Below are 22,362 nucleotides of genomic sequence, written 5' to 3'. Positions count from 1 at the left end.
CTATGTTGCTGGCGGAAGCGGCGAATGCAGTCATCTCGCGTTTCGCCGTCATCGGGGATTTCGTTCCGCGCCTGCCTTTCAACCCAATAGAGCTGTTCAAAGAACCGGAGCGCCTGTTCCGGCGGGCCGCCGCCTTTCTTCCTCGCCTTTAGGGCATCGACGAAGCGCCGCCTGGAATGGGCCATGCAGCCAAGATGCGTTGCCCCTTCCAGCGTGCGCCAGGCGGAATAACCGTCACTCATCACGATGCCGCGGTAATCGCCCAAGAAGGTCTGCGGGTGTATCTGGCCGCGACCCGGCTGATAATCGAGCAGCACGATCGGCTCGTCACTGTCGTGGCCGCTCCGGTATGCCCACATGTACGAGGTGCTGGTGGCCTCTCTGTCCATTTCCTTCAGCACCTGGACCGTGGTCTCGTCGCCATGGATGAGGGGCTGCGATCTGAGCCGCAGCTTCAGCACGTCATAGATGCGGGCGAGATGCTTTTCGCTCGAGCCGATCACCCAGTGACCCAGAGCGCCACGGCTGACAGGAACGCCCGCGCGCTCGAAGGCCTGCGCCAGGCGGTAGAGCGGTGTGCCGTCGACGTATTTGTGAACGAGCACGAAGGCCAGCGTCGAGGCCGTGGCGATGCTGCCCGGCAAGGGTTGCGCGGGCATCGGCGCGGTCACGACCGGCGTGTTGATGCCGGTACGGTCGCAATGGCGGCAAGCATACTTGAACCGCACATTCTGCAGGACCTTCGCCTTCACCTCGATATGAAGTTGCTCGGTAACGGCCTCGCCCATGCGATGCATCTGGTGACGGCAGCAGGGACAAGCCTTCTGGTCGTCGGGAAGGTCATACTCGACGCGCTCGCGCGGCAGGTTTTCCGGCAAGGCCTTGCGGCCGCGCTTCTTTCCCGTCGCCCCTTCGCTCGCCGGCAAGCCCGTGTCCGGCAGGACAACGACATCGCCATCTTCGCTGTCGGCGGCGTCCTCCTCCGCGGCCTGTTCGGCTTCATTGAAGAGGCGGTCAATGTGCTTTTCGCTCTTCGGCGCAAAACGATGCAGCCGCGCAAGCGCCAGCTCTTCCTCGAGTTTGACGACGCGTTCGGCGAGTTGACGGTTCTGCGCCTGCAGCGCAGCAATGCGCGCCATCAACTCTTTCAACAGTCGGTTCGCCGGGTCGATTCATCAGATTCTTGAATCGAAAGCATACCGCCGCGTCAACCGCTCAATTCGAGAGCCCTCAACCGGCAACCTGATATTGCCGCACCGGATGGCGGACCATCGCATCGATATCGATGCCGTCGAGGATCCAGTGCAATTGCTCGGTCGTAAGCGTGACCACCGCTGCCTCCCGGCGCGGCCACCGGAACCTGTCCTCGGTCAGCCGCTTCAGGACCAGCACAAAGCCCGACCGATCGAAGAACAGGAGCTTCATCCGGTCGCGACGGCGATTGCAGAACGCAAAAACCGCCGGAGCAAACGGATCGAGCGCCATCGTCTCCTGCACCAGAACCGCAAGGCTGTTGATGCCGGCCCGGAAGTCGATCGGCTCGCGGTGCAGGTAGACTTTCAGGTCAGCGCCCAGTCTGAACATGACCCAGCGCTCCGATGGTTGCCGTCAATGCATCCACATCACCGCATTCCAGCGTCAACTTCACGCCGTTCGGCAGCGACGCGCTCACCTTGGCTGGAGAGGAAAAATGCGCTGTCCTTTTCGATGCCGACCTACGCACCCCATCGCAAGTCCCCGGCAAATCCACCGCAGCCATGCTGCTCTGTCGCAGCAAGGCCCGATCGGAAGTGCTTTCAATCTGAACCGGGATGAACGCTGATGGTGAGGGCGGCGGGAGGGTCTCCGCGCGCCTCTTTATCCACTTCCGAAGAAGGTTCGCATTGACCCCATGTTCGAGCGCGAGCCTCGATACCGACACGCCAGGCTCAAGGCAGGCCGAGACAAGACGGTCCTTCGATGCGGGGTCGTATCGGCGTCGCCCGTCCCGACCGACAAGCCTTACCCGCAGTTTCTGCTCATCTTCTTCCATCACTTGGTGTCCACCTATTTTGGTGGACACCTGCATGCATCAGAGCACTCAACAGCAAAAGGTGCGGGGAAATTCGCGCTTACCGCCCATCCGCAACCATCTCATCAAGAGCATCGATCCGACACCGACATAGAGAATTGCTTCTCCATTTAGAGAGGCCTCGCCGCGGACATGAGATTGCGTCACTCTTCATGATCGCGGCCTCCAAGGATGTCGGGATCCAGCCAGTGCAACGGCACGACAGGGCGAAGGATCTGGCAGCTCTTGCAACTGCCGACCTCGATGGACAAGGCATATCGCGATCTGTCCGGCAGAGACAGAAGGTTCTGCACTGTCCGTTCATGAAGACGTCGTGCTGGTCTCCATAAGAGAAGTATTCTGGTGCAGAAGGTGCCCGATTAGCTATTCGGAAAGGGGACATCGACGTGCAAATCGGGCGCCGCCGGTACGCGTCCCCCTCAATGTCGGATTTCCGACAGGGTCGCAAATCCGCCAAGCCGTTGTTAAATAAAGTTTTCCTTCTCTGGCACGGCCCATGCATGGGGTCCTGCGAACGCATCAGCGAGACCTCCTCCATGATCATGCGCACCGAAAATGCCGTCGCCGCAATGAAAACCGCGCTCTCGCCTGCCATCAAGCGCCGAAAGGCCGGCGCGTCATGGTTGAGGCGGGCGACTGCGCCGGCTTCAAACACCTTAATGGGCCTGGAAAGCTCCTCGCGTGCGGCGACGCGGGCATCCAGACGGGCGGAAAGGATATACCGTTGATACCCCCAACCCACGTCGGCGGCATGACCCGTCGATTGTCACCGCGCTGGAATGCTCGGGTCTACATTCGACAACCCGAACGCGCAGGACAATTCTCGCAAATCCGGTCGGCACCGGGGCTCGAAAACGCCCGCGAGGGGGCCCAATGGCTATGGCCGATATTCGCCGCGAACAAGCCGCCGAGTCGGAAAAATTTATAGGAGCAAAGCAAGTGGAGTTATCTTGCGTTGGAGTCGGTGCTGGGCCGTCTAATTTGAGTCTTGCGTGTCAGATACACGAGCAAATTGGGCGAGGGGCGCTGTTCCTGGATCGGCAAGTCGACTTCCGTTGGCATCCCGGCATCGCGTTCGATTCCTCGGAGCTCCAGGTCAGCCACTTCAAGGATCTGGTCACGCTGGTGAATCCGCGATCAGCCTACACTTTCGTAAACTTCCTGCACGAGAACGGGCGTCTGTATCACTTCCTGAACGCACAGTTCGAAGCCGTGCTCAGAGTTGAGTTCGAGCAATACCTGAACTGGGCCTTCCACAGGAACCCACTTGTGCGTCGCGGCGAGACCGTGCACGAAATCCGCTTTAACGGCGAGTTTCGGGTGCGGACGGATAAGGCGGTTCTCGGCGCCAGAAACGTCGTGGTCGGCATTGGCAAGCAGGCGCAAATTCCGCCTCAGTTTCAGGGCTGGACTGGACACAACCTGTTCCACTCATCTGTTTTATTGCACGTCCATCCTGAGGTGCGGAGAAAGCATGTCTGCGTGGTTGGCGGAGGCCAGTCGGGAGCCGAGGTGATGTTGCACCTTGTCGGCCTGCCGAAAGAACGGCGGCCTGCCTCGATCACTTGGGTCTCGCAGCGTGAGAACTACCTGCCTCTCGACGACAGCCCGTTCACAAACGAGTTGTTCATGCCCTGCTTTTCGGATCGTTTCGCGGCGATGAGCGAGTCGCAGCGTAAGCTGCTCCTGCGGCGTTTCGTGCTTGCCTCGGACGGCATTTCGGAAAGCACGTTGCGCGCGATCTATCAGGCGCTGTACCGCCACGCATTTGTCGAGCCAAACCGATGCGACATCACACTGCGGCCGGGCTGCACCGTCTCGCACTGCATCAACGCCGGACCGGGTCACAGGCTGACCCTGCAGCACGGCATGGACGAGGTCGAAGAAGTCACGGCTGACATCGTCATCCTGGCCACCGGTTACGAGAACGCGGTGCCAGACTTCTTGGAACCCATCGCGCACCGGCTGGAGCAGATCGACAATGAATTAGCTATTCGCGAGGATTTTTCGGTGAGCTGGGACGGACCGCGTGACAGACGCATCTTCGTACAAAACGCGAGCCTCGGGCAGCGCGGCCTGGCCGATCCGAACCTAAGCCTGCTGGCCTGGCGCGCGCGCCGCATCCTCGATAGCCTTCTTGGGCGCGCGCCATGCGGGAACCCCGAGCATCCTGGCTTCATCAGCCATACCTCGATCGAGAGCTGGCCCGCCCCCGCAGCCGAAGAAATGGGCAGCGGGATATGACTCGTAGACTTTTGATCATCGGCGGTGGCATCCTAGGAATGATATCCGCCTCCGCTGCGGCGAAGGCCGGAGGCTTCTCCGAAATCATCGTGACCGAACAAGCCCTTGGACCAAGCGGCGCATCGCATTATTCTGGGGGCGTGCATTTCCCCTCCGGTTGTCAAGACCGTACCAGGTCGCTCACTCGAAAGAGCGCCGTGGTCTTGGCGGCCATGGCTGGGTCGGCGGTCAGCGGATGGTGCCGGCCTTTAGCGATGCGTGTCGTGGCTGGACCGGGTGAAGCGATTGATCCGGCCCAGTTTACGGAACCCCTGGACCCGGCTGAGCCTGACATAGGCAGTCTCGCGCCGAGCTTCTGCGGACAATATCCGCCGGAGCGGAACGCACTTAGCATCGCCGTCCCACATGATGTGAGTCCGTCTCCGTGGACCCGCAACTTGACCAGCGCCCGACTGCCCTAATTGGGATGTCCGACCAACCAGTCTTTCCAACAGGAGGCTTTTCACATGTTGACTGATGCACAAAGAGAAAAGTGGCAGAAAGACGGATACGTCAGGCTCGAAAGGTTCTTCTCTCCAGCGGATCAGGAAGATATCTCTACTTTTGTCGAAGATATGTCACGATGGGATGTCAGCGATGATAAATGGCTCATGTGGTTCGAGAAGACGACGGACAATCGAAAGATCATCTCCAAGATCGAGAATTTTCTCGATTTCCATGATCCATTGCGTCGTTTGCTCTTAGAAGATCAGCGCATAAAGTCAGCGGTCCAGGATTTGCTTGGCGAAGAGTCGCGCAGGCTCAAGGAGTTGCTGATTTTCCACTACCCCGACAGCGGCGGCTATCTCCCGCATCAGGACATTTATCACATTCCACACAAACTCCCCGACCGGATGGTCCATGCGGTGGTTGCCATAGGCATCGACGACTCCGACCCGGAAAACGGCGGGCTTTTCTTCAGCCCCGGCAACCACAAGAAGGGGGTGTTTCCCATGGATGCCGGTGGGGTGATCGATCCTCAAGTCGCCGAAATGTTCTCCTGGGAACCCGTAGTATGGAAGGCTGGCGACATCTTCATCTTCGACGATTACGCACCGCACTACTCACGACCGAACAAAAGCAATCGTTCGCGGCGGACACTCTACTTGGTGTTCCAGCGTGCTTCAACCGGTGGACCGACCCGCGCTGAATATAACGTGCTTAAGCGCGCCCTTAACCCGCCCGAGGGCAAAGTGGCCGATCTCGACAAACTCAAGCCCCCAAATGGCATTTTCTATCGCGATTGAGCTCACGCAGCCAGGCGGAGGCATGCACACGAAACTGATCGACCGCTCAAAAATGCGCGGAGAGTATGGCGTTCTGATTTGCGGGCTGGCGGAGCATCGACCGCAGCCCGTTACGACGCTTCGGCACGTGGATTGTGGAGGTGGTCGCAGGGCGGTCTTCTATAACGCCTACAGCCCGACTGGCGCACCCGTCGTCGCCGCCTGGGGCCCAGAGCCGGATTATTCTGGCCGAGGCCGGCAACGGGTTGGGCTGCCGCTTCTCTGCGCAACTTGCACAAGAGGCTGTTGCGTTGGCAGCCGAAGATACCACTGCTTCAACAGCTTAGGTTCGTCATGCGCAAACACAAGTTTTCTCGAACCGGGCTGTCGCGCGCGTTCGGTATCGACATGGCCACGCTTGGAACGGGAAGCGCCGGCACGGGGTTTTCGTTCGGTAGGGTGGCACCGGGCGTTACATCCGAGCCCCATCGGCACGACGAAATCGAGGCCTTCGTGATCCTGTCAGGATCGGGCAAGGTCAGGACCGACCTTGGGGAAATCCCGGTCGAGGCGGGCGATGTCGTTCTGTTCCACCCTTTTGAAGCGCATGTGCTGCGCAACGACGGAAACGAAGACCTAGATTTCGTCGATGTCTACTGGCGAGACGGCGAGGCCGCCCTTGATGCCGCTGCAAAGACCACGGCTCCACGCGGGCCGATCTTCGTCTTCTCCACGCCACCGACGCCTAATGGCGATCTGCATCTGGGGCATCTTTCTGGCCCTTATTTTGGCGCTGATGTCTACACGCGTTTCCTGCGCATGAAAGGGGTCGAGGCCTACCACCTGACAGGAAGCGACGATTACCAGAGCTACGTCACGATACGCGCCGATGCCGATCAATCGACGCCTGCAAACGTGGCGCGCTACTACGCCGACGAGATTTGCGCCACGCTTGCGCTTCTCGATTGTGACGTCCACAGCTTCCAACCCACAATGGACAATGACGGTTACGGCGAGTTTCAAGCCGCGTGTTTCCGCAGTCTTCTGAGCAGCACGGCGGTAGATCTGCGCCAGAGCCCTGCGCTTTTCGATGCTGTGACAAGCCACTATCTTTACGAACCGGATGTTAGCGGCCTCTGCCCCGATTGCGGCGGCTCCGCCGGTGGCAACATCTGCGAGGAATGCGGCGCCCCAAACCTTTGCCACGACTTGGGTGCAGCCCGGTCACGGCAGTCTGCCGAGGCGCCGCTGGTCGGCTCCGTCCGCCGCCCGGAGCTTGCCTTGGACCGATGCTACGACAATATCGACCGGCATCTAAGGGCGTCGGGCGTCCCGCTACGGATCTTGGATCTCTTCGCGCGCCTACGCCGACGCGGCAACTTTTCAGTGCCCATTACCCACCCCTCGGACTGGGGCCTGCCGGCCGAAGGGTTCCCGGGGCAAGTGATCTGGGTCTGGCCGGAAATGGCCTTCGGTTTTCTTTACAACATCCAGGCGCTCGGCCGCTTGCTGGGTCGCGACTGGAAGGCGGAGATGCCCGGCAACGACTGGCAGATTGTCCATTTCTTCGGCTTCGACAATTCGTTCTACCACGCGCTACTCTACCCCGCTCTTTACGCCGAGGTCTTCTCCCACTGGACGCCACGCATCCGCTATCACGTCAACGAGTTCTACCTGCTCGACGGCAAGAAGTTCTCAACCAGCTGCCGCCATGCGGTCTGGGGCAAGGAGGTTCTGAGCCCAAAGACAGTCGACGTCGTGCGCCTCCATTTGGGCCTGACACGCCCGGAAGGTGAGCGGACGGATTTCACGCTGGACGCGCTGCGCCGCACCGAGAACGAGGTGTTCCAAGGGATTTGGCTGAACTGGCTTGATGCGTTGAACCAGGAAATCAAGCAGGATTTTGGCGGCCGTGTACCCGATGCAGGCGACTGGAGCCCGGTCGACCGCGCCTTCTTTGCTCGGATAGAGATCTATCGCGCGGCGATGGAGCGCGCCTATTCGGACGAAGGCTTCTCGGTCCGGCGCGCGGCCGCTCAGGTCTGCGATTTCGTGCGCGATTGCGTGATCTACCGTCGGGCGCAAGACTATGCGGCGGCGCGACGTTTCTATCCCGCCCGCAATCGGACTTCGCTAGCCCTTCAGACGACGGCCGCTGCGATCCTGGCACCGACACTCGCTCCGCTGCTGCCCCGATTCGCCAGAACGCTGGCGCGAGGCATCGATGGCGTCTCAACCGAAACATGGCCCCGGTCCGTCCAGCGCCTTGCGCCCGGGACGCGCTTTGATCTCGGACCGGTGTTGGTGTTCTACGCCAAATCCGGCAATCCTCATCTCCATGAGGAGGAAGCACTATGAGCCCAAAGGTGCACCAGTGAGCTATCCCAATCTCGACCAGATCTGCGCGGCAATCAAAGCCGATGATGCCAAATATCTTTACTCGCTGTCACTGGCGACCGAAGCCGCTATCAGACGGTAGAGACCAGATTGGCGGACCTGAACCAACGCATGTCGACACCCTGGCTCGCGCCTTCGAGGACCGCCGATCGCTTCCCAGCCCTTGCTGTTTCGTGCCGCAAATGCCGTGTGGGCTCGACTGCGCTGACCAACCTCTTCGGCATCGCGGGATTTCCGTCCTCCAGCCGGTCAAGACTGTCATGCGGTTCGAGGCGCTTGGTCAACCGGGCGCGCCCTGGATCGTGCGCCGATCACCGGAAATGTCGAATGCGAATGCCTGCCTGATGGTATCTTCGATTCTGTCCGAGCCTGTACTGGCGCGGCAGTCGGCCGAAGAACAACTGAGCTACTGACGATCGGAAGGTAGCAGGTTCAAAATTCTGCCCCACAAACCGGATATTGCGCACAACCAGCGTTCGCGATCGCGATGGTGCACAAGCTTCCAACCAGACCCGCGCAATGACAGCCCGTCGCCTGAAGATAGTCGGCGAGGGCCGCCAAATCCTTCGCAAGCGTATCCTCCGTCACATGCACGCCGTCTTCGCCGACAATGCAGACGCTTGTCTCGTCGAGAGATAAGTCCAGCCAGGGTGCTCCTTCAGGATTGCGTGTTTGCTCGGGACGGAGCCGCCCCTCAGTTCCCAATCGAGGAGCGATCCTACAATACACATGTTTGGAGATCGCTCGCTAGGTTACCGGTCTGTGAACCCTGCAAGCCGAAAATTCAGATGCCGCCCATGCAGAGATATTTCATTTCAAGGTAGTCCTCGAGGCCATGGCGGGATCCCTCCCGCCCGATGCCGGACTGTTTTATCCCACCGAACGGCGCCGCTTCTGAAGACATCCGGCCGGTATTTACCCCGACCATTCCATATTCCAAGGCCTCGGCCACACGCCAGACACGCTTCAGGTTGGAGGCATAAAAGTAGGCCGCGAGGCCGTAGATCGTGTCGTTGGCCTCACGCACGACCTGATCCGCATCTTTGAAGCGAATAATCGGTGCCAGCGGCCCGAATGTCTCTTCTTGCGCGACGGTCATCTCGCTGGAGACACCGGTCAGGACTGTCGGTTGGAAAAACGTGCCATTCGTGCCGATGCGTTTGCCCCCGCATCGAATTGCGCCGCCTTTGGCGACGGCATCGGCAATATGGGATTCGATCTTGGCCAAAGCGTGCTTGTCGATGAGCGGTCCGATGTCCACTCCGGGAGCGAAACCGTCACCAACTTGAAGTTGGCGAGCCCGTTGCACGAATTTCTCGACGAACTCGTCGTGAACGCCCGACTGGACATAAAGGCGGTTCGCCGAAACGCAGGTCTGGCCGGCATTGCGGAACTTCGCCTGGATCGCACCGTCAACCGCGGCATCGATATCGGCATCATCGAAGACGATGAAAGGTGCATTGCCGCCGAGCTCAAGGCTGACTTTTTTGATCTGGTCCGAGCACTGGCGCATGAGAAGGCGCCCGATCTCAGTCGACCCGGTGAAGCTGATCTTGCGGACCTTGGGATTGGTACAAAGTTCGCGGCCGACCGCGTCACCTTCGGACGCATAGATCAGGTTGACGACGCCTTCAGGAAAGCCAGCCTGATGGGCGAGGGCGAACATTGCTCCCGCCACCAGCGGCGTCTGTTCAGCGGGCTTGAGGACGATCGTGCAGCCCGCCGCCAAGGCTGGCGAGATTTTGCGCGCCACCATCGAGGCCGGGAAATTCCATGGCGTTATCGTGCCAACAACTCCGATGGGCTGCTTGATTACCAGCATTCGGCGGTCCATCGATGGTGCGGAGATCGTCTCGCCATAGACGCGATTGGCCTCCTCGGCGTACCATTGCAGATACGCCGCAGCATGCGATATCTCCGACTTGGCTTCGGCAAGCGGCTTGCCCATCTCCGCGGTGAGAATCGCGGCGAGATCGTCGGCGTGGTCGATGATCAACTGATGCCATCGCCATAGAACGTCGCTGCGCTCACGTGCGGTCAACCCTGCCCATCCAGGCTGCGCGACATAGGCCTTGTCGATCACAGCGCATGTCTCCTCGACACCCATGTCGGGTAGTTCTGCCAGCACTTCGCCAGTCGACGGGTTGAGGACCTCGAATGTCCGCTCGCTGATCCGCGTGCCAAGTGCCGGCAGGCGATCAATGGGTCCAAACAGGTCGGGGGATGTCAGGTGACGGATCATCGGCCGGCACAGGGGCAATACCGGATTCCTCCTCAACGCAGCAGGTATATATAGCAGGTGCGGTGTGTACTCCGCGACGTCCGGGTTCCTTATAGGGCCTCGGCCAGACAGCTGGTAGACCACGGTACCCAACTGGAAAGGGAGAAATACGCTAGAAGATGTCTCGCGGTTCTACTAGTCGAACGATTGAACAACGGACATCGGCTTCGCCAGCCCCGCGCAGTGGATGCTGGTGGCCTCGGCCTACAATCTGCGGACCACGAATCGGCGACTCTATCCACTCGAAGAGAGGCTGGCCTGAGGAGGAGCGCACCCCAATAATGACGCCGGAACCGGCAAATGCCTGGCAAGGCCCGCGAACACCGCTCCTCGCGGCTTTAAACAGATCCCGTTTACCCGGCGAGCGCCCGCAAGATGAGAAAGAGGATGGAGAGGAACAGGGTGGCGAAGGCGCGCCGAAGGAAGACCGGCCGGCGCATTTGCACGGGGATGGAGCTCATGATCAATTCCCCGCCTGTTGCTGCGGCAAAAGATAGCCTGTCGTCGAATGCTCGAGCACCAGATAACGCGCGGCGACCGCCTTGACCTCGTCGGTGGTCACCTTGCGGACGCGGTCCGGCCTCTCGAGCACGTCCTTCACATTGCCACCGGTGGTGAGCGTCTTGCCATAAATGTTGGCGATGTGGTCCAGCTCGTCGTGCGCAAAAATCACCGAGCCGATATAGCGGTCTTTGGCCTTGTCCAGCTCGTCGCTGGTGACGCCATCCTTGGCGATCCGGGCGACTTCGGCAACGGCTGCCGCTTCGAGATCGACGAGCTTTGCATCGCCGCGCTGCGAGCCGGAGATCGTGAAATTGGTGTCGTCTAGCATGGTGCCCTGGAAGGAGGCGCCGGCCGCCGAGGCTATGCCTTGCTTGACGACAAGCTCCTGATAGAGCCGGCTGCGGTTACCGCCGCCGAGGATCTCGGCCAGCAGGTCGAGCGCCTCGGCCTCGCCGGGCTCTGCGGTATGATAGGACGGCACCACCCATTGAGTGGAAAAGCTCGGCACCGAAACGCGCGCATCGGTCAGCGTCACTGTGCGCTTGGTGTTCTGCTCCGGCTCGACCGGACGGTTGCGCGCGGGCAGGTCCGGCCCGCGCACAACCTTGCCATAGGTCTTCTCGGCCAGCGCCTTCACCGTCTCAGGCTCTACGTCGCCGGCCACCACCAGCACGGCGTTGTTCGGTCGGTAGTATTTGTTGTAGATGGTGAATGCGTCGGTGCCGTTCAGCTTCTCCATCTCCTGCATCCAGCCGATGACCGGAATGCGGTAGGGCTGGTTCTGCCGTAACGTCGCGTTGACCTCCTCGTCCAGCAGAGCATGCGGGTTCGTCTCTCTGTGCCAACGGCGCTCCTCCAGGATCACGTCGCGCTCGGTCTTGATATCATCGTCGTTGAGGATGAGGTTGAACATGCGATCGGCCTCGAAGCCCATCATCTCACCCAACGCCGAGGGCGCCACCGTCTCGAGGAAGGTGGTGTAGTCATAGGCGGTGAAGGCGTTATTGTAGCCGCCGATGGCTGAGACGGCTCGGTCGAACTCGCCGGCGGCGTGGTTGGTCGTCGCCTTGAACATCAGATGCTTGAGGAAATGGGCAAGGCCGGATTTGCCGGGTGGCTCGTCGGCGCTGCCGATCTTGTACCAGACCATATGAGTGACGATCGGCGCGCGGTGATCGGGGATGACGACCACTTCCATGCCGTTGTCGAGCAGGAAATCCGTCACCTTGCCGCCGTCGGTGGCGGCCAGAGCCGGAGCGGTCGTCACCAGGGCCAGCGCGGTGGCAATGAACGCCCTGCGCAGCCAGGGGGACGATCGATGGCTGCGGTTGTGGTGGCTGGTCGAAAGGCAAGGTTCGAGGCAAAGTGATTTGTTCTTCATTTTGATGAAGGCGCTGCGTCCCCGTCTCCCCGCGTGGGAGGATCGGCGGGCAGCGCCGAGCCAGATGAATAAGCTCTTCATGGGACCAGGCCTTACTCGAGCCTCATCTTTGGATGGACCCAGGAGACCTGCGGCGGTATTTCTTGGTGAGGTGATCATGGGACGGATTCTCCTTGGTCCGCGACGCCTTGCCGATGACCAAGCATGCACCGTGCCAGATCAGAAAACCGTTCGAGGCAGTGGACAAATCGGGCTCTGCCATGTTGCGCATCCGACATTGTCGGACATCGGACAGGGCCGAACGCGACGCGCGCGCGGCTGAGAATATCTTCTTCGTTCGGAAGACGATTGGGCGCGCTGCCGGGGAGGGTATAGGATGCGCTTCGAATGGCCGCTGCACTGACGGTGAGAATGGAGATGTTGGTCGCCCCAGCGGAACCCTGTCCTCGACAGCCAGACCGGGTCGATGAACGGCAGAGGCGCGAGGAGCGTAGCGAACTCGAGCGCGGAGCCTGCTCGCGCGCTAGGACGGATCTGATCCAAAAATCGGCGAGTTGGGCGATATCCGCGAGGCGCTGGAAAACGAAGATCGTAGGACTCGGGCGGGAAAAAACAATGCGGTTGCGCGCTTCTGGCGTAATGCGCCTGCCGCGAGGCCGTTGAGCCTGATGAGTTGCTGCGGGAAAGGGGAGTGTTTGCGCGGGACCTTGGTCAAACGTAAGAAACAACCGTCGAGCTCGCCCTGGATGGGGCATGCAGGCACGTTTGTCGCTGGAGGACAGCAGCACGGAAGCTGTCCGCGCTTGCCGTCGTCGCTGGGTACCAAACAGGAGAATTTGGCGGTCGCGATCGAATTCATCTGCGTAAATACCGCCTGGCTGTGCTCGGTTTGCCGGCGAACAGATTTTGCCTTCTTTGCGGCTGCAAACGCATCGCCGGCGGCGTGGTCCCTTAGGTCAAGAGCATCGGGTGAGTAACAGCCTGATCCTGCTCAATCTGATACGCGCCAACCGCCTCGCCGGATTGTGGAACCGCTCGCGGGTAGCTTCTACCACAAACAGCAAGGTCATGAAATCAAGTAGGAAGTCGTCGATCGCTTGGGCGATTGTTTCTGACTTGCCCTTGAACTGGTCCAGCAAAACGCGCGCGTTATCGATCGCTTCCACGCTGGTGGCATCGATCAACCCCTCGACCCTCTTGAAACAATCCAATTCGAAACTCCTTCAAGCGCTTGTCGAGCCGTTATGCACGAAGGTAGCTCCGTGAACTACCCGGCCTTTGACCTGGCGGCACGAGCAGCGGTCGGCCTTACGTCCCGTGCCTCCAAGCACCAGCCCTAGACGTGGCGCTGAGGAGCGTTGGAAGGATCGGGCGCTTCCGGCCATGCTCGAGCGGTAGTGTAGGACAGTGCTTGCTGGCGACTACGGCCAAAATGGAGTGCGCCAGCTGATCGGGGCTTAACAATTTTTCGCTTTTTGCTGCGCCCAAGTCTCGGCTATGAGTCAGGCAGGCCTAATGGCCTGCCCGACGTTGCAATTGTTAAGGAGGAACACGTATATGCCTACTGGAACGGTAAAGTGGTTCAACAGCACCAAGGGGTTTGGATTTATCCAGCCCGACAATGGCGGTCCGGATGTTTTCGTCCACATTTCCGCTGTCGAACGCGCGGGCCTCTCGACCCTCGCTGACGGCCAGAAGATCAACTATGAGATCGAGCAGGATCGCCGCACCGGCAAATCCTCCGCTGGCAGCCTCAGCAAAGCTGGTTGAAATTTTCTCCTGCGTCCTGGCAAGAGTGGGCGCGTAGGTCCGGAGGTCCTCACGGCCGCTCGATAGGAGCGAGCAAGAACTGAGGGCAGCAGATTGCTGCAGGCGTCGCGAATTCCTCATGAAACAAAAAAGGAAGGCGGGGTTGGCCCCGCCTTTTTATATGACGATATGACGCGCAGATTAAGCCGATGGCTGCAACGCTCCAGAACGAATCTCCATTGCCGAAATCAAGCCGCGACCTTCTTGCGGGTTCGCTTCGTCGGCGCCGGCTCCGGCGCTTCCGGCGCTTTCGGTTTGCGGCCGAGCCCCATTGTCTTGGCCAACGACGAGCGCGCCGCGGCGTAGTTCGGCGCGACCATGGGATAATCCGCCGACAGGCCCCATTTGGCCCGATATCCATCCGGCGTCAGCCCATAGTGGGTCGACAGATGGCGCTTTAGCGATTTGAATTTCTTCCCGTCCTCAAGGGAGATGATGTAGTCCGGTGTCACCGACTTCCTGATCGGGACTGCAGGCGTAAGGGCAACCGGCTCTTTTGCAGAGACACCTTCCGCCGTCCCTTTCAGAGCCGCGTGCACTTGGCCGATGAGGGCAGGGAGATCCCCCACCGGGATCGGATTGTTGGAGACATAGGCTGAGACGACATCGGCCGTGAGCTCGATGAGGGTGTTGATGTTTTTTTCGGCTTCTTCTGTCATGAAACTCTCCAGGCGGCGTGAAACACAGTCGGCGAAGCGTCGCTTCATAGTGGCGGTCTCCGCTGAAAGCAACCAAGGTCTCGACAGGATTATTGCGATGCTCGTCCAGCGAGATCTATGGCGCAGTATCGCGCCGTCATGACCGTTGATGCGTTCCGTTGTTGGCGACCTGCCGCGGTGCTTGCGCATTTTCAGGCGCGTCTCGGCCGTAAGCTTTGCGCCAAAATGACCAGTAATCTCGAAACGAAGCGGGCTATTCCTGTTTCGCCATTCTCTTTTTGGCTGTGAAATCGATGGCAGAGCAGTGGCCGCTTCCTGGTGGCGCGTGGAGGAACTATCAAGCGTTGATTCGCAATGGTCGAAACGATGTAGATTCATCATCCGGTGAGCCGCTCTTGCAGCAGGATGTTAGGGATTGACCCGCTGGCAAACCGAGGACATCACGCCGCTGCTTTGCTATTGAACCGCTATCGCTGTGACAACACATTCCGCAATGGTGGGCGGGTGTAGAGGAGGCGCCTGTTCACGCAAAACTAGCGGTTTCAGCAGGTCGGGAGGAACGAATGAGCTCAGGGACTTTCAGCAGCCCACTTTTCGTAAAGTGTCAAACGCACATCGTGCAAGAGATTGCCAGTCCTGCGGATGCTATCGATTTTCTCAACGAATGGCCAGAAGATCGCAGAGACCGGATCTACGAAGCCGCCCTCAGGCGTGCTTTGATGCATACAACGGACGAATACCTGCGAGCGCAGCGCGCTATACTTTTTTCCGCTTTGGGGAACAGGTGGCCATATTGGAAGATGCAACCTCCGCGATGCATGGCTCGCTGCCTGCATGTCGGGCGGTGGAAAGCGCAATATAGGCGTCGCAGTCGTATGTGAGGCTGGAGCGGGTACGCCGACGAGGTATTGTATCGAGGTTTCGCCGGCATCTGGAGCGTACTATAGAGATCAAACAATATTTTGCGCCATACGGCGATGTTAATCATCTTGTTGCATTTTAAATCAGCTTATCGCGACAGTACTGCAACGCTTCCGATGTGAAAATCACTGCGTGAGACTTGGTTCTCTCAAATTCATGATGGTAAATTGCCGTGTAGTTATTGCAAAGCAGTTGTCCCATTGAAGCAAGATGATAACGAAGCCAAAATTGTGCTCCGTCGTCTGCCAATATTTGCTCGATGGAGGCTATAGGCCTCACAAGCTAATCAAAACAGCTACTTGGGCGCCCTTTGAAATTCGTTTAATTTCGCTCACCCCAAACGGCCCTCCACAGTCGAAAATAAGATTGTCCCGCAAAGGGTGCTACAAGACGCGACCGCGGATCGTTTGGGCCAACGTCGATCTGGCGAAGGCCCGGAAATGGAGCAGGACCTGCAGCGGAACAGATAACCGGCCCCCAACCGAAATCTGACACGGCGGCGGACCCGATTTCTTCTTGGTAGAAGGCGCGGAGAACCGGAGCACGGCTCCGGCGCCGAAGGTTGCCGAGCAGGGATCCTCCTCCTCCTCCTCCCTGAAGTCCAATCGAGAAGAGCGATCACTTCCAAGAGGGTCCCAGCTCTGCCGCGAAAACAGGTGTCAGACCCCGGTCCTCTCCCGCAGCTGATCTAGCGCAGGGCGTTCATGGGCTGCGTATCCCAGAGTGGCTGCGTGGACGACGCAGGGAGATCATTTATGAAAATCCTATTCGGTACGATGGCTGTCCCTTTGCTGGCAGCCACCGCTTTTGCTGCGGATTCGATCCCCACAGACCTCAGAGAAACGGCACTGGCCACCTTCAGGGCTTTGCCATCCACCACGCCGGCAGTCGCCAACAACCCGATCACCCCGGAAAAGATCGCTCTCGGCAAGGCACTGTTCTTCGATCCACGCGTTTCTGCGTCAGGCGTCTTGTCGTGCAACTCGTGCCACAACCTGGCCACCGGCGGCGACGACAATCACGAAACCTCGATCGGCCATGGTTGGCAGAAGGGACAGCGCAACGCGCCGACTGTACTGAACGCTGTCTTCAACATCGCCCAGTTCTGGGATGGTCGTGCCGCAGACCTGAAGGCTCAGGGGAAGGGACCGGTCCAAGCCGGCATCGAAATGGCCAATACACCGGGTCAAGTCATCGCCACGCTCAAGTCGATGCCGCAATATGTCGAGTGGTTCGATGCAGCTTTTCCCGCTGAAGCCGATCGGGTCACCTTCGACAACTTCGCCAAGGCAATCGAAGCCTTCGAGGCGACACTGGTCACGCCGGCCCCCTTCGACAGCTTCCTGAATGGTGATGAGCTTGCCATGACTTCCGAACAGAAACAGGGCCTGGCGCTTTTCATGGACAAAGGCTGCTCGTCCTGTCATGCCGGCATCAACGTTGGTGGGGAAGCCTATTACCCATTCGGCCTCGTGGAACAGCCCAGCGCCGAGGTCCTGCCGGAAAAAGACAAGGGCCGATTTGCGGTCACCAATGCAGCCGACGATTCCTATGTTTTCCGCGTGGCGCCGCTGCGCAACGTTACACTCACCGCGCCATACTTTCATTCGGGCAAGGTTTGGGATCTGAAACAGGCCGTTGCCATCATGGGAACCACCCAGCTTGGCGTGGTACTGGCGGACGAAGAAGTCGACCTGCTTGTTGCCTTCCTCAACTCGCTGACCGGAAAGGCACCCGAGTTCGCCTATCCCATCTTACCCGCCGAAACGGCGACAACACCCCGGCCTATAACGCAGATCTTAGGAAAATAAACGGCCAGCTGACTGCGGAACATCGCAATTGACAATGATTGCGACTTTTACTGGACGAGACGAGTCGCGACGTCCATGAGAACGCAAATGGCTCGTTTCCAAAGTGCAGACACTGCTTCCGTCACCAGCTCGTTGCGATGGAAACATGTTTGGGATCTGGCGTGCGACATGCCAAGGAAGGCGTCTGACGCATGAGGCTCGCGCGCTGTCGATACCGCGCGGCGGCCGGCCATCGCGCTGGCGGCCGAATTGCCGCGCGCCGAAGTGATCGGCCCCCTAGGGCGAAGGGGCAGCCACTCCGTCCTCCATGTCCAGCGATTCTTCGACTGCTTCCGGATTCCGGGCGATGGTCCAAAGGAGAGTATTCGCCGCTGCATCCGGTTTCGAGCGACCTTGCTCCCAGTTTCGAAGCGTTGCCAGATCGAGGCCATACCTCACGGAGAATGCCTCCTGAGAGAGCTTCGTGCGATCCCGGACTTCGCGAACACTTATCGGCCGCGGCGCATGAACCTTCGCGATCACGCCTGCGGACGATAGTTCATTCTTCAGTGCCAATAGGTCGTCGACGCAAGGAACCGTCACGAACGCCTTGCCGTGATCGACCATCTCCGTGAGTATCGCGTGGGCCGTCCTGAGCGGCAGCTGTCTCTTAACGAGAATCCGGGCGGCCTCAGGAGTATTCGCGCCGTGAAGAAAACTGAGGCTCAGTCGGACGGGAGAGCATGACGACACCGGGGCGACGTCCCGGGTTCGCACCCGTTGTCCGTACCGCTCCATGAATTCCGATTTAGTCGACATTAAGCTTCTCCGCGATCACTCGACCGAGCTTGCGCAATTTGGACCATCCCCACTGGAGGCATCGCGATAAAAGTACGCCAAACAACGCTAAGGGAGAACAAGCAGTGATCTGATTTCGTTCGACGCTCGTTTTCGAGAGCCGTTCTGGGTCGTTCGCAATCAACTGTGTAGGCCAGCGGAGCGAGCAAGGAGCGCCGATCCGGACAGGGCTGAGTGGGGTGTTTCTCCGAAAGGTGGGCCATGCCCTAAGGGACACGAGATGTAGTGGACTCGTCGATCCACGCGGTTTCGATTCGCGCACCCGGGCACAACGCTTGGATAAGTCCCATCAAATGCTCTCCGGTGCCCGTCATCTGTATAGCTGACATTGGGCCGAGGGCTTCCAGCACGAGCCACATGGCGCGGGTATCGACCGTGACCCATGGTGCGCCGCCCCTGCCGCCAGTTCCAGCGGCGGCACGTGACACCGGAATCATCGCACCAGATGACTTCGCCCGGTTCGGGATGCTCGGTTACCATTTCACCTTGCTCGATCGTGTCGAATGGCTCCGCTCCCTTCGCAATTAAAAGTCTCGGGACCCCTGGTAGAGATCGAGATCTTCCCCGCCAATCGGAACGCCATACAACACGCTGACGGCATTGTAGGCATCAACCAGTGGGGAAATCCGCGGGAGAGAGCCATCTTTCCGCACCCGCTTGAGAAGCGCGGCGGCCGAGCACGGCGTTCGATTGGCCTTTGTGCCGAAAGCCTCGTAGGCAACGGCCCACGCCGCAAGACGCGCGTCCCTTTGGGCGTCATCGCGAAGCGCCGCCTGTTCCGCCGCCGCAATCGTGTCGTTCAACGCCTGTGCATCCGGCACGTCGATTCCAGCGTTCCGCACCACGATGCTGATCAGATGAAAATCCCGGTAGCGGGCCTTGATCTCGGGGCAATCAATGACGTGAAAGACATGGGATGCTCTTTTCTCATGGGGAGGCTTTGCGCTGCGGGTGGTTCGGGAAATGTTTCAAGAAAGGTGCTTGTCGAGCGTCCAGATCTTCTGGCGTCGCCATGGTGCATGCCGCACCATGCGCTGGATAATTCCATCATTCGGCGGTGGACAAGGCCTGATAGAGATCGTCGATTATGTCTTGCGGGTGCTCGAGCCCACGTCCGGCAACAAGCTACGCCTCCTCCAGATCCTCCATTTCATAGAAGGCAGCGGGCGCGATATGGATGTGAAGCAGCTTTCCTTGCCGGGTCATGCATCGCTTTCGGAAATTCGTCTCGCACGAAAATCTGCCGCCAAACTGGCCTGATCAATAGCATGGTATGGCGTTTTCCCAGTCCAGTTGGCTTTGCAACGAAACGCGGTTCAGCCCAAGGGTCGGTTTCCTCGCCAGCACGCCACGTCCCCGCCGTTTTAGCCACCGTGTCCCGGCAACGCGTCTTGTACCTGCCTGACAACCGCTCGCAGGACCTCAACGCCCTTCTCGATCTGCCGAATGCTCAAGGCGGCATAGCCCATGACAAGCCCCATGCGATCGATGTGGCCTTCGTCCGACTGCCGCTCGTAAAGGGGCGAGATCAGGTGTAGCCCCAGGCCCGCGCCTCGGGCGGATTCGACCAAGGCCGTTTCCCGCGATCGTGGCAAGTCGTTGAACCAAACGGCGACGTGCAGACCGGCCTCTGCTCCCTGGACAGCGATGCGATCACCGAAGCTGTGCCGCAAGGCGCCCAACAACGTCTCCCGACGTTCGCCGTTCAGCCTGCGCACACGCCGCACATGGCTTTCGTAGCCGCCACTCTCGATCAAAGAGGCCAGAGCCTCCTGTTCAGCCACCGGCGAATGTCGGTCCGCGAATTGTTTGGCGGTTGCGAAGACCTCCTGCAATTCCGGCGGGACGACGAGGTAGCCGATACGCAGCATCGGCGAGAGCGTTTTGGAGATCGTGCCGAGGTAGATGACAGCCCCGTGGTCCTCGAGACTGTGCAGCGGAGGGACCGGATTGATGTCGTAGCGATATTCGCTGTCGTAGTCGTCCTCGATCACATAGGCGTTGTTGTGCCTCGCCCATTCCAGAAGCTGGTGGCGGCGCGCGATCGGCATGACGCCGCCCAGCGGAAACTGATGCGATGGCGTGACATAGGCCAGTCGCGCCCCGATCCCCGCCAGCAACTCCGTCTTCATCCCGTCCTCGTCGACGGTGACCGGGATGGGCGAGGCACCCGTACTGGCAAAGACCTGACGCGCCATCCTGTAGCACGGGTCCTCGATGACAAAGCGGTCGGCGGGATCGAGAAGCAGGCGCGCGCACAGGTCGAGGCCCTGCTGCGAACCGTTGACGATGATGATCTGCTCGAGGTCGCAGCTCAGGGTTCGGGCGCGCCAGAGATAGCCCTGGAGCGCCTGGCGCAGCCGGCGCGAGCCGCGCGGATCGTCATAGGCAAGACGCAACGGGCGCTGCCCCATCGCCTCGTTCATCGCACGTTTCCAGACCAATGCGGGGAAGTCTGACGGCGCCAGGTCGCCATAGCGGAAATCGACCTTCAGCCCAGTCGGCAGATAATCCGGCCAGGGCGGCGTGACGCGCAGTCGGCCCCCATAGGCGGACAGAAGAACCGGGCCGACCCGTTTCGCAGGCGTGCGGCTTGTCCCAGGACCGACCAACGAAGATGCAACGCGGGGTCGTGCGCCTTGACGGACGTCGATGAAACCCTCCGCGGCCAGTTGCTCATAGGCGACCGTCACCGTCGTTCGCGAAACCCCAAGGTCATTTGCGAGGCCTCGGGAGGACGGCAGCTGACTGCCGGTTTCGTAGACGCGGCCAAGGATTTGCTCGCGAAGAGCCTCGTAGATCTGGCGTGCACCCATCGCGTGCGAGCGACCTGCAGAACCGGCACTTGAAGACTGGACCATTTCATTCATCGCCAACTGGATATTTCACATTGGCCAGTTTGCCGTCAATCTTTCGGAAACCCAAGAAAAGATCTTAGAGGCCGAATGACCCGTTCCTATCAATCCGAAACCGATGCTCTCACGCGGTCGCTCAACGACACCGGTCCCGGATTCGCCACTCGGGCGATCCATCATGGCTACGATCCGGCCGGCTTTTCCAATGCCGTTCAGCCGCCAGTCTTCTTGACCTCGACCTATGGATTCGAAAGCGTGGCAGCGAACGAGGCCGCCGCCGCGCTCGGCGGAAGGCTCTATGCGCGCGAATACAATCCGACGACGGAGATCCTCGAGCAACGGCTCGCCAATCTGGAAGGAGCCGAGGCAGGTTTGGTCGTTGCCTCGGGGATGGCGGCTTTCGGCACACTGATCTTGTCGCTCCTGTCCCAAGGCGATGAACTCATCGTCCACAAGACGCTTTATGCGAACACGCTTGCCATGGTCGAACAGGCGGTCCCCCGCTTCGGCATCAAGGTCGTCGCGGTCGACCTGTCCGATCCTCACAATCTCGATGCCGCGATTACGGAGCGGACCCGGCTTGTTTTTTTCGAGACGCCGGTGAATCCGCTGAGCCGCATCCTTGATCTCGCTGCCATTGCCGAGCGCGCCCACGCGCGCGGTGTAAAGGTTGCAGTCGACAGCACCTTCGCCTCGCCCGCGCTCCAGCGGCCGCTCGAACATGGGGCCGACCTCGTGCTCCACTCCCTGACCAAATACATCAATGGGCATGGCGATGCCCTTGGCGGGGCGATTCTCGGCGACGCGCAAACGCTCCGCACGCTGCACGAGACGGGCCTGCGCTACATCACCGGCGCAGCGCTCTCGCCCATGTCAGCCTTCCTGATCCTCCGCGGTCTGAAGACGCTCACGCTACGCATGGAACGCCACAGCGCCACAGCCCTTGCGGTGGCTCAGGCACTCGAGGCGCACCCGGCGGTGGCATGGGTGAGTTATCCCTTCCTCGACTCGCACCCTGATCAGGTGACGACGCGAAAGCAGATGTCCCACGGGTCGGGCATGTTGGCCTTTGGGCTCCACGCCGGATTCGAGGGCGCGCGCCGGATGATGGACCGGCTCAACCTGATCACCCGGGCTGTCAGCCTCGGCGATGCCGACAGCCTCATCTATCATCCGGCAAGCCTGACCCGTGCTCGTCAGCCGATCCGCAAGGATGCGCATCTGGCCGATGGAGTCGGCGAGGACCTCATGCGTCTCTCGGTGGGTCTTGAAGACGCCGAGGACCTGATCGCCGACATGCGGCGGGCTCTGGACGCCTTGTGATGAC

At 59.9% G+C, this 22,362-nt stretch carries 17 protein-coding genes and 2 pseudogenes; 8 read left to right on the top strand and 11 right to left on the bottom strand.

What is annotated here, in order from left to right; genetic code table 11:
- The 3 genes and pseudogenes from tnpC to tnpA form a co-directional block, all read right to left on the bottom strand.
- Window positions 1–1,176: pseudogene (gene tnpC / locus NKH04_RS13065) on the bottom strand (IS66 family transposase); the annotation flags it as partial.
- A 54-nt stretch (window positions 1,177–1,230) separates the two neighbouring features.
- Window positions 1,231–1,584 carry an IS66 family insertion sequence element accessory protein TnpB gene (tnpB, locus tag NKH04_RS13060; protein ID WP_023721448.1) on the bottom strand — a complete coding sequence of 118 codons (354 nt, stop codon included), beginning with the start codon at window positions 1,582–1,584 and terminating at the stop codon, window positions 1,231–1,233.
- Window positions 1,565–2,032: an IS66-like element accessory protein TnpA gene (gene tnpA / locus NKH04_RS13055; RefSeq protein ID WP_156948185.1), complete on the bottom strand. Its 468-nt coding sequence runs from the start codon at window positions 2,030–2,032 to the stop codon at window positions 1,565–1,567. Before tnpA ends, tnpB begins: the two co-directional genes overlap by 20 nt.
- Window positions 2,033–2,944: 912 nt before the next feature.
- Here tnpA and NKH04_RS13050 point away from each other — a divergent pair.
- The 4 genes from NKH04_RS13050 to NKH04_RS13035 all read left to right on the top strand — a co-directional run bounded on the left by NKH04_RS13050 (window position 2,945) and on the right by NKH04_RS13035 (window position 8,059).
- Window positions 2,945–4,315, top strand: a complete 1,371-nt coding sequence (locus tag NKH04_RS13050; protein WP_353044395.1) for a lysine N(6)-hydroxylase/L-ornithine N(5)-oxygenase family protein — start codon at window positions 2,945–2,947, stop codon at window positions 4,313–4,315.
- 506 nt (window positions 4,316–4,821) lie between these two features.
- Window positions 4,822–5,601: a phytanoyl-CoA dioxygenase family protein gene (locus NKH04_RS13045; protein WP_023721444.1), complete on the top strand. Its 780-nt coding sequence runs from the start codon at window positions 4,822–4,824 to the stop codon at window positions 5,599–5,601.
- Between the two features lie 333 nt (window positions 5,602–5,934).
- Window positions 5,935–7,938: a class I tRNA ligase family protein gene (locus NKH04_RS13040; protein WP_353044394.1), complete on the top strand. Its 2,004-nt coding sequence runs from the start codon at window positions 5,935–5,937 to the stop codon at window positions 7,936–7,938.
- Window positions 7,919–8,059: a hypothetical protein gene (locus NKH04_RS13035; RefSeq protein ID WP_353044393.1), complete on the top strand. Its 141-nt coding sequence runs from the start codon at window positions 7,919–7,921 to the stop codon at window positions 8,057–8,059. The genes NKH04_RS13040 and NKH04_RS13035 overlap by 20 nt, the downstream gene beginning before the upstream one ends.
- Before the next feature lie 702 nt (window positions 8,060–8,761).
- On the opposite strand, the gene NKH04_RS13030 is transcribed toward NKH04_RS13035, so the two are convergent.
- From NKH04_RS13030 to NKH04_RS13020, 3 genes are all read right to left on the bottom strand, one after another.
- On the bottom strand, window positions 8,762–10,219 hold the full coding sequence (locus NKH04_RS13030; RefSeq protein ID WP_502901945.1) for an NAD-dependent succinate-semialdehyde dehydrogenase: 1,458 nt from the start codon (window positions 10,217–10,219) through the stop codon (window positions 8,762–8,764).
- 502 nt (window positions 10,220–10,721) lie between these two features.
- Window positions 10,722–12,143, bottom strand: coding sequence for a M16 family metallopeptidase (locus NKH04_RS13025; RefSeq protein ID WP_353044392.1), 1,422 nt, complete (start codon window positions 12,141–12,143; stop codon window positions 10,722–10,724).
- Window positions 12,144–13,099: 956 nt separating this feature from the next.
- A complete protein-coding gene (locus NKH04_RS13020; protein WP_352452611.1) occupies window positions 13,100–13,354 on the bottom strand; it encodes a hypothetical protein in 255 nt (84 codons plus the stop codon).
- Window positions 13,355–13,700: 346 nt separating this feature from the next.
- Here NKH04_RS13020 and NKH04_RS13015 point away from each other — a divergent pair, with 346 nt between their 5' ends.
- Entirely contained in the window at window positions 13,701–13,913 is a 213-nt protein-coding gene (locus tag NKH04_RS13015) for a cold-shock protein (RefSeq protein WP_023679670.1), read from the top strand.
- A 227-nt stretch (window positions 13,914–14,140) separates the two neighbouring features.
- On the opposite strand, the gene NKH04_RS13010 is transcribed toward NKH04_RS13015, so the two are convergent.
- Window positions 14,141–14,611 (bottom strand): Ros/MucR family transcriptional regulator, encoded by a 471-nt coding sequence (locus NKH04_RS13010; RefSeq protein WP_352452644.1) that lies wholly within the window; start codon window positions 14,609–14,611, stop codon window positions 14,141–14,143.
- A 563-nt stretch (window positions 14,612–15,174) separates the two neighbouring features.
- Between NKH04_RS13010 and NKH04_RS13005 the strand changes: the two genes are divergently transcribed.
- Together NKH04_RS13005 and NKH04_RS13000 are read left to right on the top strand one after the other, a co-directional pair.
- The gene (locus NKH04_RS13005; RefSeq protein WP_353044391.1) at window positions 15,175–15,492 is read left to right on the top strand and encodes a DUF982 domain-containing protein; all 318 of its coding nucleotides are present in this window, start codon (window positions 15,175–15,177) and stop codon (window positions 15,490–15,492) included.
- A 795-nt stretch (window positions 15,493–16,287) separates the two neighbouring features.
- The gene (locus NKH04_RS13000; protein WP_353044390.1) at window positions 16,288–17,343 is read left to right on the top strand and encodes a cytochrome-c peroxidase; all 1,056 of its coding nucleotides are present in this window, start codon (window positions 16,288–16,290) and stop codon (window positions 17,341–17,343) included.
- Between the two features lie 276 nt (window positions 17,344–17,619).
- Here NKH04_RS13000 and NKH04_RS12995 read toward each other — a convergent pair whose 3' ends face one another.
- From NKH04_RS12995 to pdxR, 4 genes and pseudogenes are all read right to left on the bottom strand, one after another.
- Window positions 17,620–17,949 carry a helix-turn-helix domain-containing protein gene (locus tag NKH04_RS12995; protein WP_023679674.1) on the bottom strand — a complete coding sequence of 110 codons (330 nt, stop codon included), beginning with the start codon at window positions 17,947–17,949 and terminating at the stop codon, window positions 17,620–17,622.
- Window positions 17,950–18,704: 755 nt separating this feature from the next.
- On the bottom strand, window positions 18,705–18,983 hold the full coding sequence (locus NKH04_RS12990) for a phenylalanine--tRNA ligase beta subunit-related protein (RefSeq protein ID WP_352842160.1): 279 nt from the start codon (window positions 18,981–18,983) through the stop codon (window positions 18,705–18,707).
- Window positions 18,984–19,308: 325 nt separating this feature from the next.
- Window positions 19,309–19,386, bottom strand: a pseudogene (locus NKH04_RS12985) (MOSC domain-containing protein); the annotation flags it as partial.
- Window positions 19,387–19,544: 158 nt separating this feature from the next.
- The gene (gene pdxR / locus NKH04_RS12980) at window positions 19,545–21,041 is read right to left on the bottom strand and encodes a MocR-like pyridoxine biosynthesis transcription factor PdxR (RefSeq protein ID WP_502913390.1); all 1,497 of its coding nucleotides are present in this window, start codon (window positions 21,039–21,041) and stop codon (window positions 19,545–19,547) included.
- Between the two features lie 84 nt (window positions 21,042–21,125).
- On the opposite strand from pdxR, the gene NKH04_RS12975 reads away from it, so the two are divergent.
- Window positions 21,126–22,358 carry a trans-sulfuration enzyme family protein gene (locus tag NKH04_RS12975; protein ID WP_353044388.1) on the top strand — a complete coding sequence of 411 codons (1,233 nt, stop codon included), beginning with the start codon at window positions 21,126–21,128 and terminating at the stop codon, window positions 22,356–22,358.
- The last annotated feature ends 4 nt before the right edge of the window (window positions 22,359–22,362 follow it).

Source organism: Mesorhizobium sp. M1365, assembly GCF_040317865.1.
In the GTDB taxonomy this organism is placed as follows: domain Bacteria; phylum Pseudomonadota; class Alphaproteobacteria; order Rhizobiales; family Rhizobiaceae; genus Mesorhizobium.
The sequence above is the reverse complement of the archived record's forward strand: the minus strand, read 5'-3'. Positions and strand labels throughout refer to the sequence as shown.